Annotated in this window: 13 protein-coding genes; 10 read left to right on the top strand and 3 right to left on the bottom strand. The window is 68.4% G+C overall.

Going from position 1 to position 14,752, the window contains the following annotated elements; all coding sequences use genetic code 11:
- Window positions 1–54 precede the first annotated feature (54 nt).
- Together plsY and dprA are read left to right on the top strand one after the other, a co-directional pair.
- Complete coding sequence (gene plsY / locus KHC28_RS02645; RefSeq protein ID WP_214006775.1) at window positions 55–660, top strand: glycerol-3-phosphate 1-O-acyltransferase PlsY; 606 nt, start codon at window positions 55–57, stop codon at window positions 658–660.
- Between the two features lie 3 nt (window positions 661–663).
- On the top strand, window positions 664–1,776 hold the full coding sequence (dprA, locus tag KHC28_RS02640) for a DNA-processing protein DprA (protein ID WP_214006774.1): 1,113 nt from the start codon (window positions 664–666) through the stop codon (window positions 1,774–1,776).
- On the opposite strand, the gene KHC28_RS02635 is transcribed toward dprA, so the two are convergent.
- On the bottom strand, window positions 1,769–1,966 hold the full coding sequence (locus tag KHC28_RS02635; RefSeq protein ID WP_214006773.1) for a hypothetical protein: 198 nt from the start codon (window positions 1,964–1,966) through the stop codon (window positions 1,769–1,771). The genes dprA and KHC28_RS02635 overlap by 8 nt on opposite strands.
- A 235-nt stretch (window positions 1,967–2,201) precedes the next feature.
- Here KHC28_RS02635 and topA point away from each other — a divergent pair, with 235 nt between their 5' ends.
- Complete coding sequence (gene topA / locus KHC28_RS02630; RefSeq protein WP_214006772.1) at window positions 2,202–4,913, top strand: type I DNA topoisomerase; 2,712 nt, start codon at window positions 2,202–2,204, stop codon at window positions 4,911–4,913.
- 18 nt (window positions 4,914–4,931) lie between these two features.
- Here the strand turns inward: topA and KHC28_RS02625 are convergent, their stop codons facing one another.
- Window positions 4,932–6,407: an MDR family MFS transporter gene (locus KHC28_RS02625; protein WP_214006771.1), complete on the bottom strand. Its 1,476-nt coding sequence runs from the start codon at window positions 6,405–6,407 to the stop codon at window positions 4,932–4,934.
- A 203-nt stretch (window positions 6,408–6,610) separates the two neighbouring features.
- Here KHC28_RS02625 and rnr point away from each other — a divergent pair, with 203 nt between their 5' ends.
- The 5 genes from rnr to rpmG all read left to right on the top strand — a co-directional run bounded on the left by rnr (window position 6,611) and on the right by rpmG (window position 11,721).
- Window positions 6,611–8,947, top strand: coding sequence for a ribonuclease R (gene rnr, locus KHC28_RS02620; RefSeq protein ID WP_214006770.1), 2,337 nt, complete (start codon window positions 6,611–6,613; stop codon window positions 8,945–8,947).
- Window positions 8,948–8,987: 40 nt separating this feature from the next.
- Window positions 8,988–9,422, top strand: a complete 435-nt coding sequence (locus tag KHC28_RS02615) for a DUF983 domain-containing protein (RefSeq protein WP_214006769.1) — start codon at window positions 8,988–8,990, stop codon at window positions 9,420–9,422.
- On the top strand, window positions 9,419–10,159 hold the full coding sequence (locus KHC28_RS02610; protein ID WP_214006768.1) for an NUDIX hydrolase: 741 nt from the start codon (window positions 9,419–9,421) through the stop codon (window positions 10,157–10,159). Before KHC28_RS02615 ends, KHC28_RS02610 begins: the two co-directional genes overlap by 4 nt.
- A 101-nt stretch (window positions 10,160–10,260) precedes the next feature.
- Window positions 10,261–11,436 carry an MFS transporter gene (locus tag KHC28_RS02605; protein ID WP_214006767.1) on the top strand — a complete coding sequence of 392 codons (1,176 nt, stop codon included), beginning with the start codon at window positions 10,261–10,263 and terminating at the stop codon, window positions 11,434–11,436.
- 117 nt (window positions 11,437–11,553) lie between these two features.
- Window positions 11,554–11,721 (top strand): 50S ribosomal protein L33, encoded by a 168-nt coding sequence (gene rpmG, locus KHC28_RS02600; protein ID WP_214006766.1) that lies wholly within the window; start codon window positions 11,554–11,556, stop codon window positions 11,719–11,721.
- Between the two features lie 132 nt (window positions 11,722–11,853).
- Here rpmG and KHC28_RS02595 read toward each other — a convergent pair whose 3' ends face one another.
- On the bottom strand, window positions 11,854–12,930 hold the full coding sequence (locus KHC28_RS02595; RefSeq protein ID WP_214006765.1) for an ABC transporter ATP-binding protein: 1,077 nt from the start codon (window positions 12,928–12,930) through the stop codon (window positions 11,854–11,856).
- 102 nt (window positions 12,931–13,032) lie between these two features.
- On the opposite strand from KHC28_RS02595, the gene KHC28_RS02590 reads away from it, so the two are divergent.
- Together KHC28_RS02590 and KHC28_RS02585 are read left to right on the top strand one after the other, a co-directional pair.
- Window positions 13,033–13,719 carry a GntR family transcriptional regulator gene (locus KHC28_RS02590; protein ID WP_214006764.1) on the top strand — a complete coding sequence of 229 codons (687 nt, stop codon included), beginning with the start codon at window positions 13,033–13,035 and terminating at the stop codon, window positions 13,717–13,719.
- On the top strand, window positions 13,716–14,690 hold the full coding sequence (locus tag KHC28_RS02585; protein WP_214006763.1) for an alpha/beta hydrolase: 975 nt from the start codon (window positions 13,716–13,718) through the stop codon (window positions 14,688–14,690). The genes KHC28_RS02590 and KHC28_RS02585 overlap by 4 nt, the downstream gene beginning before the upstream one ends.
- The last annotated feature ends 62 nt before the right edge of the window (window positions 14,691–14,752 follow it).

Below are 14,752 nucleotides of genomic sequence, written 5' to 3'. Positions count from 1 at the left end.
CCGCGCGCCTTGGTCGCCATCGCCATGGCGCGCGCCGGCCTCTAAGGTCGACACATGACGTGGTCGCTGCCTCCCCTCACGGGCCTTCTGGCCTTGGCGCTCGGCTATCTGCTGGGCTCGATCCCGTTCGGGCTGATTCTCACCCGGCTCGCCGGCACGCAGGACATCCGCTCCATCGGCTCCGGCAATATCGGCGCCACCAATGTGCTGCGCACCGGCCGCAAGGGCCTCGCCGCCGCCACCCTGCTCGGCGATGCGCTGAAGGGCACGATGGCGGTGCTGCTCGCCGCGCGGCTGTTCGGCTTCGAGGCCTCGCTGGTCGCCGCGCTCGGCGCCTTTCTCGGTCATCTCTTCCCGGTGTGGCTCGGCTTTCGCGGCGGCAAGGGCGTGGCGACCTTCCTCGGCGTGACGCTCGGCCTCTACTGGCCGCTGGCGCTGGTGTTCGCGGTGGTCTGGCTCGGCGTCGCCCGGCTGTTCCGCTACTCCTCGCTTGCCGCGCTCTGCGCCACCGCCGCCACCGTCCTCGCCGCCCTTGTGTTGGCGAGCACGGCGCTCGCCCTGCTGCTGGCGCTGCTGACCGTGCTGCTGTGGTTCATGCACCGCGCCAATATTCGTCGGCTGCTCGCCGGGACCGAAAGCCGCATCGGCGCAAAGGGCTGACCCATGGCGGGCTCAGGCGTGCGCCTCGACGACGGGCAGCGCCGCGACTGGCTCCGGCTGATCCGGACCGAGAATGTCGGCCCGCGCGCCTTCCGCAACCTCGTCAACCGCTTCGGCGGCGCCCGCGCGGCGCTGGAGGCGCTGCCGAGCCTCGCCCGGCGCGGCGGCAGCCTGATTCCACCCCGCATTCCCTCGCCGGCTGAGGCAGAGGACGAGATCGCTGCCCTCGCCCGGCTGAACGGGCGCTTCATCGCCATTGGCGAGCCGGATTATCCGCCGCCGCTGCGGGCGATCGACGACCCGCCACCGCTGATCGCTATCCGCGGCCGGGCGGAACTGCTGACGGAACCGACGGTCGCCATCGTCGGCTCGCGCAACGCCTCCGGCGCCGGGCGGACGATGACGGCACGGCTGGCGCGTGGGCTCGGCGAGGCGGGCTGGGTGGTCGCCTCCGGCCTCGCCCGTGGCATCGACACCACCGCCCATGAGGCGAGCCTCGCCAGCGGCACCATCGCGGTGGTCGCCGGCGGCCATGACCGCCCCTATCCGCGCGAGAACGAGGCGCTGCAGGCGCGCATCGCCGAGCAGGGCATTGTATTGTCGGAGATGCCGATGGGCTGGGAGGCGCGCGCCCGCGATTTTCCCCGTCGTAACCGGCTGGTCTCCGGCCTGTCGCTTGGCGTGGTAGTGGTGGAGGCGGCGGAGCGCTCCGGCTCGCTCATCACCGCCCGCATGGCCGGCGAGCAGGGGCGGGAAGTATTCGCCGTGCCGGGTTCCCCGCTCGACCCGCGCGCGGGCGGCACCAACGCGCTGATCAAGCAGGGTGCGGCGCTGGTAACGGACATCGCCGACATCATCGACGTGCTACGGCCGCTGGTCGGGCGAATGGAGCCGCCCGGCGGCACGCACGAGGACGGTGACGCAGCGGATTACAGCGAGCCGGCCGACGATGCCCGCGGCCGGATCCTGGCCCTGCTCGGCCCCTCCCCGGTCGGCCTCGACGAACTGGTGGTGCTGTCGGGTCGCCCGGCGGGCGAGGTGCAGGTCGTCCTGCTCGAGCTTGAACTGGCCGGCCGGCTGGAACGTCACCCCGGCAACGCGGTATCGCTCATCTGAGCGAACGTGCGGCCGCCGGCTTGTCGCGACGTGCGACATTGGCGGCTTCCTCGCGGGCCATTTCAAGCAGATAATGCAGCATGTGCAGCCGGTTCGCGGAGGCGATCCGCGCCAGCTCGGCGACGAGCGCTTCGATATAGGCGGCCGTATCGTTCGGCCCCCCGACTTGATTGCAATCTTGGTCCGTCACGGTCTTCTCATCGGCTATGAGACCACAGCCTAGCATCGAAGGCAGAGGTATTTCTATCTCTGATTATATATTCCATCTACTACTATCTATGCGTGCATTTTCGTAATGACGGTGGGACATCCCGGCACCCACCTTGTCGTTTTCCCCCATCGTCCATTTGACAGCTTGGACTGCCTACCCCATTTTCCCGGCCGTTTTCTAGGCTGGACACTGAACCGAAGGACGTCACGGGCGTATGCAGGTCGTCATCGTCGAATCCCCTGCCAAGGCGAAGACGATCAACAAATATCTCGGACCGGGATATGAGGTGATCGCGTCTTATGGCCATGTGCGCGATCTGCCCGCCAAGGACGGCTCGGTCGACCCCGAAGCGGATTTCCGCATGCTGTGGGATGTCGACCCCAAGGCGCAGAAGCGCCTGTCCGACATCGCCCGTGCGGTGAAGGAATCCGACGGACTGATCCTCGCCACCGACCCGGATCGCGAGGGCGAGGCGATTTCCTGGCATGTCCTCGAAATCCTCAAGGAAAAGCGGGCGCTCAAGGACCAGCCGGTCTCCCGCGTGGTCTTCAACGCCATCACCAAGCAGGCGGTGCTCGACGCCATGCGCCATCCGCGCATGATCGATGCCGCGCTGGTCGATGCCTATCTCGCCCGCCGCGCGCTCGATTATCTCGTCGGTTTCACCCTGTCGCCGGTGCTGTGGCGCAAGCTGCCCGGCGCACGCTCGGCGGGCCGGGTGCAATCGGTGGCCCTACGGCTCGTCTGCGACCGCGAGCGCGAGATCGAGACCTTCGTCAAGCGCGAGTACTGGTCGATCGTCGCCAAGCTGGCGACGCCGCGCAACGACGTGTTCGAGGCCCGCCTCGTCGGCGCCGACGGCAAGAGGATCGGCCGCCTCGACGTCGGCACCGCCGAGGAGGCCGCCGCCTTCCGCTCGGCGCTGGACAAGGCGGATTTCACCGTCCGCTCGGTCGAAGCGAAGCCCGCGCGCCGACATCCCTACCCGCCCTTCACCACTTCGACCCTGCAGCAGGAGGCGAGCCGCAAGCTCGGCCTGGCGCCCGCGGTGACGATGCGTATCGCGCAGAGGTTGTATGAGGGCGTCGACATTGGCGGCGAGACCGTCGGCCTCATCACCTATATGCGTACCGACGGCGTCGACATGGCGCCGGAGGCGGTCTCCGCCGCCCGCTCGGTGATCGGCCGCGACTATGGCGACCGCTATGTGCCGTCCGTCCCCCGCAAATACACCGCCAAGGCGAAGAACGCCCAGGAAGCGCACGAAGCGGTGCGCCCGACCGACCTCAACCGCCGGCCGAAGGACGTCTTGCGCTATCTCGAGGGCGATCAGGCGAAGCTCTACGAGCTGATCTGGCTGCGCACCATCGCCAGCCAGATGGAATCGGCCGAGCTGGAGCGCACCACCGTCGACATCGACGCGAAGGCTGCCGGCCGCAACATCGAGCTGCGCGCCACCGGCTCGGTGGTCAAGTTCGACGGCTTCCTCACCCTCTATCGCGAAGGTCGCGACGACGACGAGGAGGATGACGAGAACCGTCGCCTTCCCGCCATGTCGGCGCAGGAGAGGCTCGCCAACAAGGGCATCGCCACCGATCAGCACTTCACCGAACCGCCGCCGCGCTATTCGGAAGCTTCGCTGGTCAAGCGCATGGAAGAGCTCGGCATCGGCCGCCCCTCGACCTATGCCTCGGTGCTCGCCGTGCTGCGCGAGCGCGAATATGTGAAGCTCGACAAGCGCCGGCTGCTGCCGGAGGACAAGGGCCGGCTGGTCACCGCCTTCCTTGAGAGCTTCTTCGACCGCTATGTCGAGTACGACTTCACCGCCGATCTCGAGGAGAAGCTCGACCAGATCTCGGCCGGCGACCTCGACTGGAAGCAGGTCCTGCGCGACTTCTGGCGCGATTTCTCCGCCGCCGTCGGCGAGACCAAGGATCTGCGCGTCTCCGAGGTGATCGAGCGGCTCGACGAATTGCTCACCGCCCACATCTTCCCGCCCAAGGAAGATGGCAGCGATCCGCGCCTGTGCCCCACCTGTGGCACCGGGCATCTGTCGCTGAAGGTCGGCAAGTTCGGCGCCTTCATCGGCTGCTCGAACTATCCCGAATGCAAGTACACCCGCCCGCTGGCCGCCCAGAACGGCGAAAACGGCGAGGCCGAGACCAACGGCACCCGCGTGCTTGGCACCGATCCGGTCACCGGGTTGGAGGTCACGCTGCGGGACGGGCGCTTCGGCGTCTACCTCCAGCTCGGCGAAGGCAAGGACGGCAAGAAGCCCAAGCGCTCCAGCCTGCCCAAGGGCCTCGCGCCGGCCGATGTCGACCTCGAAACCGCGCTGGCGCTGCTGTCGCTGCCGCGCGAGATCGGCCGTCATCCCGATGATGGCACGGCGATTCTCGCCGGCATCGGCAAGTTCGGGCCCTATGTGCAGCACGGCCGAATCTACGCCAATCTCGATGCCGGCGACGACGTGCTCGCCATCGGGCTCAACCGGGCGGTGGCGCTGATCGCCGACAAGCAGAACAAGGGCCCCCGGCGCGGCGGCGCGGCGGCGGGCGGGCGCGAGCTTGGCGAGCACCCGACGCTGGGTGGGCCGGTGACGGTGCGGCCCGGCCGCTTCGGCCCCTATGTCAATCACGGCAAGGTCAATGCGACGCTGCCCAAGAGCCTCGACCCGGCCAGCGTGACGATGGAACAGGCCGTCGAATTGCTGACCGCCAAGGCCGGTTCGGCCCCGGCGAAGCCGGCGCGCCGGAGCGCGGCCAAGACAACGGCCAAGACCACCAAGGCCGCCGACGCGGATGCCGAGGGCAGCGCCAAGAAGACCGCCACCCGGAAGGCTCCCGCCAAGGCCAAGAGCGCGGCGAGCAAGAGCACGGCAGCCAAGCCTCCCGCCAAGCGCAAGGCCGCCGTCAAGGCCGACTGATGCCGAAGACGGCGCCGATCACTCGATCGGCGCCGGCCCGCTATGGCTGCGCAGCGGCCGCTCCTCCATGAAGATCAGCCCGACGAGGCCGATCGCCAGCGCCAGCGACGCCCCGGCGAAGACGAAGCGGAACGCCTGCGTCAGCGCCCCGGCGTCGACTGTGCCCTGCCGGAAACCGTCCAGCAGCTGGTGCCCGGTCAGGCCGGAAGCGCCGAGCACGATGGCGCCGAACACCGCGGCCAGCACCACGCCGCCTAGCGAGCGGAAGAAGTTCTGCACTCCGGTCGCGGTGCCGATCTGCGGCAGCGGCACCGCGTTCTGCACGCTCACCGTCACCACCGGCAGCACGGTGCCGAGGCCGGCGCCGGTGACCGCCATCAACACTGCGAGCCCGGCGAAGCTCACGTCGCGGGGAAACAGCGCCAGGATCGCCAGCGCGACCACCGCGCTCGACATGCCGACCAGCGGCACCCGCTTGTAGTGCTGCACGCGTCCCATCATCCGGCCGGTGCTGGTGGCGCCGACCACCACGCCGGCCAACAGCGGAATGAGCGCCGAGCCGGATTGGCTGGCGGTGAAGCCCAGCACGCCCTCGAAATAGAAGGGCAGTTCGACCGACAGGCCGATCATCGAGCCGATCGCCATCGCCGCCGCCAGCACGCCCGGCCCGACGACGCGGTTGAACAGGATCGAAAGCGGGATCAGCGGCTCGCGCGCCGTGGCGAGCCGCAGGCCGAGCAGGCACCACAGCAGCAGCGAGCCGGCGAGCAGGCCCAGCACCTGCATCGATACCCACGGATAGACCTGGCCGCCCCAGCTCAGCGCCAGCATCAGCGCCATCGCCGCCGCGCAGAGCAGCAGCGCGCCGATGATGTCGAGCCGGTGCGGGTGGTGGTGCGCCGGCAGGCGGTGCAGCACGCTGTCGCTCATATAGGCGGCGGCGAGGCCGAGCGGCACGTTGAGCCAGAAGATCAGCGACCAGTGCAGATGCTCGGCGAAGAAGCCGCCCAGCACCGGCCCGGCGACGCTGGAGGTGATGAACACCACGGCGAAGAACGCCTGGTAGCGACCGCGCTCTTTTGGCGCCACGATCAGGCCGATGATGGTCTGGGCGAGCGCGATCAGCCCGCCGCCGCCAAAGCCCTGCGCCGCGCGGCCCAATATCAGCCAGATCATGCTCGGCGCCAGCGCGCACAGGATCGACCCGCCGATGAACAGGCCGATGCTGCCCAGAAGGATCGGTCGCGGCCCATGGATATCGGCCAGCTTGCCGACCAGCGGCGTCACCGCCGTGCCGGTCAGCAGGTAGGAGGTGACGATCCACGGCACGTTTTCCATGTCGCCAAAGGCGAGGCCGATGGTCGGCAGTGCCGAGGCGACGATGGTCTGTTCCAGCGCGCTGAGGAACATGGCCAGCATGACGCCGATCAGGATGCTCCTTATTTCGGCGTGCGAGAGCTGTCCCGGCTCCGAAGCGGACGAGCGGGCATCCATTGATGCGGTTCCTTCCCGGCCCCCCGGGTGATGGCGGCGCAAATTGGCTCCCTCGCCACCGATTGGCAAGGGTCGGACCGCCTTCGGCGCCATCACGAAGCGGAAAAAGCGGTCAGGTGATAAATAGCGTCCCGCGCGGAAAGGTCGACGCGGCGGGACGTAACGTTTAGCGTCGGCGGAACTCTTCGAGGAATGCGAGAATCGTGCGCAAGCCCATCAAGCCGAAAGTCCGCAAGCCCGCCGCCCCCCGCCTGCCGAAGGGGCTGCCGAGCAAGGACGACCTCACCGCCTTCATCGCCTCCCATGGCGGCGAGGTCGGCAAGCGCGAGATTTCGCGTGCCTTCGGGCTGGACGGCGGCGACCGCATCGCGCTGAAGGCGATGCTGCGCGAGCTGTCCGAGGAGGGCCTCGTCGGCCGCAAGCGCAAGAAGCTGCACCTCGCCGGCGCCCTGCCCGCCGTGGTGATGGCCGAAGTGGTGGAGCGCGATGAGGACGGCGAACTGATCGCCGAGCCGATCGACTGGGACACCGAGGAGCATGGCGAAGCGCCGCGCATCCTGGTGAAGCTGGCACGTCGCGGCCGTCTCGCCGGCCCGGCCCCTACCATCGGCGACCGGGTGCTGCTCAAGACCGAGGAAATTCCCGAGGCGGATGGCCGCATCCGCCACACCGGCCGGGTGCTCAAGCTCATCGAGAAGGCGCGCGCGCAGGTGCTCGGCATCTACCGCGCCGACAAGAGCCGGCCGGATGCCGGCGGGCGCATCATTCCGGTCGACAAGCGCCATATGGGCCGCGAGCTCGCCGTGCCCCCCGGCGCCGAGGGCGAGGCGGAGGACGGCGATCTGGTGGCGGTGGAGATCACCCGCCACCACGCCTATGGCCTGCCGACCGCCAAGGTGAGGGAACGGCTCGGCTCGATCGCGACCGAGAAGGCGATCAGCCTCATCGCCATCCACGCGCACGGCATCCCCAACGTGTTCCGCCGCGAGGCGCTGGCCGAGGCGGAGAAGGCGCGCCCCGCCACGCTGCGCGGCCGCGAGGACTGGCGCGAGCTGCCGCTTATCACCATCGACCCGCCCGACGCCAAGGACCATGACGACGCCGTCCACGCCGCGCCGGACGAGGATCCGGCGAATGAAGGTGGCTACATCGTTACCGTCGCCATCGCCGACGTGGCGCATTACGTCCATCCTGGCAGCGGGCTCGACAAGGAAGCGCTGGCGCGCGGCAACTCGGTCTATTTCCCCGACCGCGTGGTGCCGATGCTGCCCGAGCGCATCTCCAACGATCTGTGCTCGCTGCGTCCGCTGGAAGACCGGCCGGCCATGGCGGTGCGGCTGGTCATCGGCGCCAATGGCCGCAAGAAGAGCCATACCTTCCACCGCGTGATGATGCGCTCGGCCGCCAAGCTCGCCTATGCGCAGGCGCAGGCCGCCATCGAGGGACGGACGGACGACATCACCGACACCATCGTCGAGCCGATCCTGAAGCCGCTCTACGCCGCCTATGCGCTGGTGAAGAAGGCGCGCGACGCCCGCAACCCGCTGGAGCTCGACCTGCCGGAGCGCAAGATCCTGCTGAAGCCGGACGGCACGGTCGACAGGGTGGTGGTGCCCGAGCGGCTCGCCGCGCACAAGCTGATCGAGGAATTCATGATCCTCGCCAACGTCGCCGCCGCCGAGACGCTGGAGGAGAAGCACATTCCCCTCGTCTACCGTGTGCACGACCAGCCTTCCATGGAGAAGGTGTCGGCGCTGCGCGATTTCCTGAAGACCCTCGACATCGCGCTGCCCAAGACCGAGACTGTGCGCCCGGCGCATTTCAACGACATCCTCGCCCGCGTCGACGGCACCGAGCTGGCGCCGCTGGTCAACCAGGTAATCCTGCGCAGCCAGGCGCAGGCGGAATACGCCAACGAGAATTACGGCCATTTCGGCCTGCATCTGCGCCGCTATGCGCATTTCACCTCGCCGATCCGCCGCTATGCCGACCTCATCGTGCATCGCGCGCTGATCCGCGCCCTCGACCTCGGCTCGGACGGGCTGCCGGAGGAGACGACGCCGGAGCAACTCGCCGAGATCGCCGCCCGCATCTCGGCGAGCGAGCGCCGCGCCATGACCGCCGAGCGCGAGACCATCGACCGCCTGATCGCCCATCACATGGCCGAGCAGATCGGCGCCACCTTCAAGGGGCGCATCGCCGGCGTCACCAAGGCGGGGCTCTTCGTCGCGCTCGACGACACCGGCGCCGACGGCTTCATCCCGGCGGCGACGCTCGGGCAGGATTATTACTGGTACGACGAGAGCCGCCACGCGCTGATCGGCGAACGTACCGGCGAGATGCACCGGCTCGGCGACCACGTGGAAGTGAAGCTGGTCGAGGCGGCGCCGGTGGCGGGCGCCCTGCGGTTTGAGCTTCTGAGCAAGGGCGACTATGTAAAGGTCGGCAGGGGCGCGCCGACGCGCAAAGGGCCGCGCGGTATCCGCCGCGACGCCGGCCCTGCGCGGCGCGGCCCGCCCAAGATCGGCAAGCACCGGTAATCGCGCGATAGTCGCAGGCCCGGCAAGGAGCGCCACGCGCATGAGCTTTCAGCCCCCCCGGCTCGTCGGCCAGGCGATGAAGAACGGCTTTCGCCTGCGCTGCCCGAAATGCGGCGAGGGTCCGCTGTTCAGTTCCTATCTGAAGGTCAACGAGCGCTGCGCCGCCTGCGGCGAGGAGCTGTGGCATCACCGCGCCGACGACGCGCCGCCCTACATGGTGATCACCATTGTCGGCCACATCATCGTGCCGTCGGTGCTGGCGGTGGAGATCGCCTGGCATCCCTCGCAATGGGTGCATATGGCGGTGTGGCTGCCGCTCACGCTCATCCTCAGCCTGCTGCTCTTGCCGCCGGTAAAGGGGGCGCTGGTCGGCTACCAGTGGGCACTGCGCATGCACGGCTTCGATCCCGCCAGCGAAGAACACGACCCCGTTCCCCCCAGCCGCCGCACGCCAGGACTCGCTCGTCCCACATGACCGCCATCGACGTCTCCGCCCGCTTCGCCGTCGCCCGCCCCGACGCCTCCCACCCCTATCGCCGCCCGGTCGATGCCGCGACCCTGATCCTGATCGATCGCTCGGCGCGTACGCCGCGCGTGCTGCTCGGCCGCCGCAACCCGGCGCAGAAATTCATGCCCGGCAAGCTGGTGTTCCCCGGCGGTCGCGTCGACCCGCAGGATCGCAACGTGCCGGTCTATGGCATGCTCGACAGCGTGTCGGAGCGCCGGCTGCAGGAGCGCGTGGTGCGCCCCAGCCTCTCCCGCGCCCGCGCGCTGGCGCTCGCCGCCATCCGCGAGACCTGCGAGGAGACCGGCCTCGTCATCGGCTCGCGCGAGGCCGGCGCGCCCGACGCCATGCCCGCCGGCTGGGAGGCCTTCGCGCAGGCGGGTGCCTTCCCCAATCTGGAGGCGCTGAGCTTCGTTGCCCGCGCGGTCACCCCGCCGGGACTGTCGCGCCGCTTCGATACCCGCTTCTTCATGGCGGACGCCGCCGAGATCGCCCACCGCCTGCCCGACGTGGTGGGGCCGCAATCCGAACTCGTCGAGCTTGCCTGGCTGACCCTCACTGAAGCCAAGAAGGCCGAGGTGCCGACCATCACCCACGCCATTCTCGAAGAGGTGGAGACCCGCCTCGCCGGCGGCAACAAGCCCTGGCTGCCGGTGCCGTACTACGTTACCCGGCACGGCCGCATGATGCGCGAAGCGCTGGAGTGACCGCACGTCGCGGCCGGCGAATGTGATCACAATAGTCATTCAGTTTTCGCCGAACATGCTCTAAAGCCGACGGCCTGTCCCTTGGTGAGCCGTCGCGTCCCATGCATGCCGATCTACCCGTCGAACGCACCAACATCGCCTCGCTCGCGGCCGCGATCGCCGCGATCTCGGTCGTGGGGCTCGGCCTTGCGCTCTCTATCCCGCTGCTCGCCTTCGAACTCGACGCGCGCGGCATCTCCAGCACCTGGATCGGGCTGAACACCGCCATTGGCGGCATCGCCACCATCGTCACGGCGCCGTTCCTGCCGGATCTGGTGCGCCGGTTCGGCGCCGGACCGATGATGATGGGCGCGGTGGCGCTCGGGGCGACCAGCCTCATCGCCTTCAAGGTCACCGACGCCTTCGTGCTGTGGTTCCCGCTGCGCTTCCTGTTCGGCGCCTCGCTGTGCGTGCTGTTCGTGGTCAGCGAGTTCTGGATCAATGCCGCCGCGCCGGCCAACCGCCGCGGCCTCGTCATCGGCATCTACGCGACGACGCTGGCCTTCGGATTTGCCGGCGGGCCGGCGATCCTCTCGCTGGTCGGCACCAGCGGCTGGGCGCCCTATCTCGTCGGCGCCACCTTCTTCGTCCTCGCCTCCATCCCGGTGATGATCGGCGCCTCGCAGGCCCCGGTGATCGAGAAGGAAAGCTCGCGCGGCGTGCTGAGCCTGATGCGGCTCGCCCCCGCGGCGACGCTGGCGGCCTTCGTCTTCGGCGCGGTGGAGACCGGCCTCGTCAACTTCCTGCCGCTCTACGGGCTGCGGAGAGGGCTCGGCGAGGGCGAGGCGGCGCTGCTACTCACCATCGCCGAACTCGGCAATGTCGCCTTCCAGATCCCGCTCGGCCTCATCAGCGACCGCATGGACCGGCGCAAGGTACTGCTGGCCTGCGCGCTGGTCGGATTCGGCGGTGCGGCGCTGATTCCCTTCCTCGCCATCGGCAGCGTCGCACTGATGGCGACGATGTTCACCATGACCGGCATCGTCTGCGGCATGTACACGGTCGGCCTGGCGCTGCTGGGGGAGCGATTCCATGGTGGCGCCCTCGCCACCGCCAATGCGGCCTTCGTGATGCTGTATTCCATCGGCCTCATCGCCGGCCCTGTGACCGTGGGCGCCGGCATGGGCGTCATGGGACCGGACGGCTTTGCGTTCACGCTCGCGGCCATGTTGGCCTTCTACGTGCTGGTGGTCGCGATCCAGCTGGTCCGCGACCGTTCCACCGCACGCCTTCCTTGACAATTGGGCGCCGATCAAGGATACGGACGCTCAACGAGCGGCATCGCTGCCGCGCGACCCCGATGATTTCGACGCGATCCCGACATTGGGTCGCGTGCCACTTTCAGGAGGCCGGTCATGGCCAAGGCAACGACCATCAAGATCAGGCTCAATTCGAGCGCCGACACCGGCTTCTTCTACGTGACGAAGAAGAACTCCCGTACCATGACCGACAAGCTGGTCGTGAAGAAGTACGACCCGGTCGCGAAGAAGCACGTCGAATTCCGCGAAGGCAAGATCAAGTGATCCTGCCGCTTCGGCGGAAATGACAAAGGGCGCCGCAAGGCGCCCTTTTCTTTTGTATCTCAGATGCTTGATTCGGTTTCTTCGATTCGCGTCTGAAGGGCGGCCCACCGCAAGGGCGGGCCGCGTCGGCGCTCAGTTCAGCCGCTGGCCGGTCGCCTCGTCGAAGATGTGCAGCTTGGCCGCGTTGCCGCGCACATTCACCTTGTCGCCGACATGGATCTCGGCGTCGCGCGGGCATTCGATGGTCAGCATGCGGGTGTGGCCGATATCGACATAGGCGTAGGTCTGGCTGCCCAGCCGCTCGGCGACGGCGATCTCGCCGGCAAACCACGCCTCGCCTTCGCCGCAGAGCGAAAGATCCTCCGGCCGCACGCCGAGCACGATCGGCTGGTCGTCGCGAATCGACGCCTCCTGCTGGAGCGCGATCGTGCCCTGCAACACCTTCAGTGCCGTGCCGCCCGGCGACACCGCCGCCACGCCCGGCAGCGTGTTCATGGTCGGGCTGCCGATGAAGCGCGCGACGAACAGCGTCGCCGGCTTGTGATAGAGCTGCAACGGCGCGCCGATCTGCTCCACATGGCCGGCATTCATCACCACGATGCGGTCGGCGAGCGTCATCGCCTCCACCTGGTCATGGGTGACATACACGGTGGTCGCCTTCATGCGGCTGTGCAGCTTGGCGATCTCCAGCCGCATCTCCACCCGCAGCGCCGCGTCGAGATTGGACAGCGGCTCGTCGAACAGGAAGGCCGCCGGCTCGCGCACGATGGCGCGGCCCATGGCGACGCGCTGGCGCTGGCCGCCGGAGAGCTGCGAGGGACGCCGCTTGAGATAGTCGCGCAGCTTGAGGATGTCGGCCGCCTGCTCGACGCGCCGGCCGACCTCGTTCTCATTGGCGCCGCGCATCTTGAGGCCGAAGGACATGTTGTCCTCCACGCTCATATGCGGATAGAGCGCGTAGTCCTGGAACACCATGGCGATGTCCCGCTGGGCCGGCGGCAGCGCGTTCACCCGCGTGCCGGCGATGACCAGATCGCCGCCGGTGATCTCCTCGAGACCGGCGATCATGCGCAGCAGGGTCGACTTGCCGCAGCCGGACGGCCCCACCAGCACCAGGAACTCGCCGCTCTCGATCTCGATGTCGATGCTGCGGATGACCTGCACGTCGCCATAGGACTTGCGCACACCCTTCAGGGCTATGGCCGACATCGTTTTCCTCCTCGACTTGCCGTTTCGGGCTTGACTGAATTATCGTTATCATTATCGATAATGATAATCTGCCCATGAGGCAACACGGAACCGGCACGCCCGATGGTGTATTTTTCCACCAAATCCCCGAGCAGAGGCGCCAGCAGGCCACCCAAGGCCAGCGCGGCGTTCAATGCGCTGAAGCGCGACATCATGCTCGGCACGCTGCCGGCCGGCACCGGCCTCACCGAGCTTGACCTCGCCGCCCACTTCCAGTGCAGCCAGGGCACGGTGCGCGAGGCCCTGCTGCAATTGCAGGAGGAGGGGCTGGTGCGCCGTCAGGGGCATCGCGGCACGCAGGTGTCCGACTGCACCGAGGATGAGGCGGTCGAGATGTTCCGCCTGCGCGACCACATCGAATGCGCCGGCCTGCCGCGCGTCGTCCGCTCGCCGAGCCCGTCGCTCATCGACGATCTCAACGCCATGATGGCGCAGATGCTTCAGGCCGCCGATGCGGATGACGAGTTGCTGCTCGCCTCCATCGATCGCGACTTCCACCGGCGCATCCTCCAGGATGCCCGCCTGCCGGCCCTCGACCCGATCCTGCACCGCTGCCTGGTGCACAATCACCGCTTCAAGATCTCCCGCAGCCGCGGCGTGCGCGACCTGCTGGCGACCGCCCAGCGCCATCGCAGCCTGATCGACGCCATCGCCAGCGGCGACATCGCCAGCGCCACCACCGCCATGCGCCGCCACATCGCCACCATCGTCGACTTCGGCCCCGACGTTTTCCCGGAAACCCAGCAATGACCGTCGATCCCGGCATCCTCTCGGCTGAGATGCGCGCCCTCATCGACAAGGTCGCCGCCGAGACCGGTCCGCAGCCCGACGCGACGCTGCTACCGGCCGCCGAGGGACGCGCCCTCGCCGCGCGGAACAACCGGCGCTGGAACGTCAACCTGCCAGAGATGGCTGATGATCGCGAGGCGATGCTTCCCGCCGACGCGGCGCTCGGCTCGGCCGAGGTTCGTCTGCGCATCCTGACGCCGCATGAGGCCGGGCTCGGCACCATCCTGTTCGTGCATGGCGGCGGTTTCGCCTTTTGCTCGCCGGAGACGCATGAGCGCTGCGCGCGGGTGCTGGCGAACGCGGCCCGCATGCGCGTCGTGCTGCCGGACTACCGCCTCGCGCCGGAGCACCCCTATCCGGCCGGCCTCTTCGACACCGTGGCGACGCTGCGGGCGGTGCTCGCCGGCGCCGTCGAGGGACTGGAAGGGCCGGTGTTGGTTTCCGGAGACTCCGCCGGCGCCAATCTCGCCCTCGCCGCCATGCTGCACGAGCAGGCCGCCGGGCGGGATCTGCCGGACGGCGCCCTGCTGTTCTATGGCAACTACACGACCGATCTCACCGGCTCGTCCTATCGCCGCTTCGAGAACGGGCCCGGCCTCACCACCGCGCGGATGGGCCGCTACTGGGACTGGTATGTCGCCGGGCGCGATCTCGTCGGCGATCCCCTCGCCTGCCCGCTCGCCGCTACGGACGCCGCGCTCGCCGCGCTGCCACCGCTCTATCTGATGGCGGCCGGCGTCGACCCGCTGTTTTCCGACACGGTGGCGCTCGATGCCCGGCTGAAGGCACTGGGGCGCACCGACCGTTTCGACGTCGTGCCCGGCGTCACCCACGGATTCCTGCAGAACACGAACGAACTCGCTGCGGCGCGTGAGGCGCTGAAGGTGGCGGGCGAGGTCGCAACAACAATCAAGAACCAAACAAAAGCCTGAACCAATGGAGGAAACGCGTCATGGGACTCTTGAGAAAATTTGCGGCCGGCCTCGCCGTCGCC

Origin of the sequence: Ancylobacter sonchi (genome assembly GCF_018390695.1) — a bacterium.
Lineage (GTDB): Bacteria > Pseudomonadota > Alphaproteobacteria > Rhizobiales > Xanthobacteraceae > Ancylobacter > Ancylobacter sonchi.
This window is presented reverse-complemented; position numbering and strand designations above follow the sequence as displayed.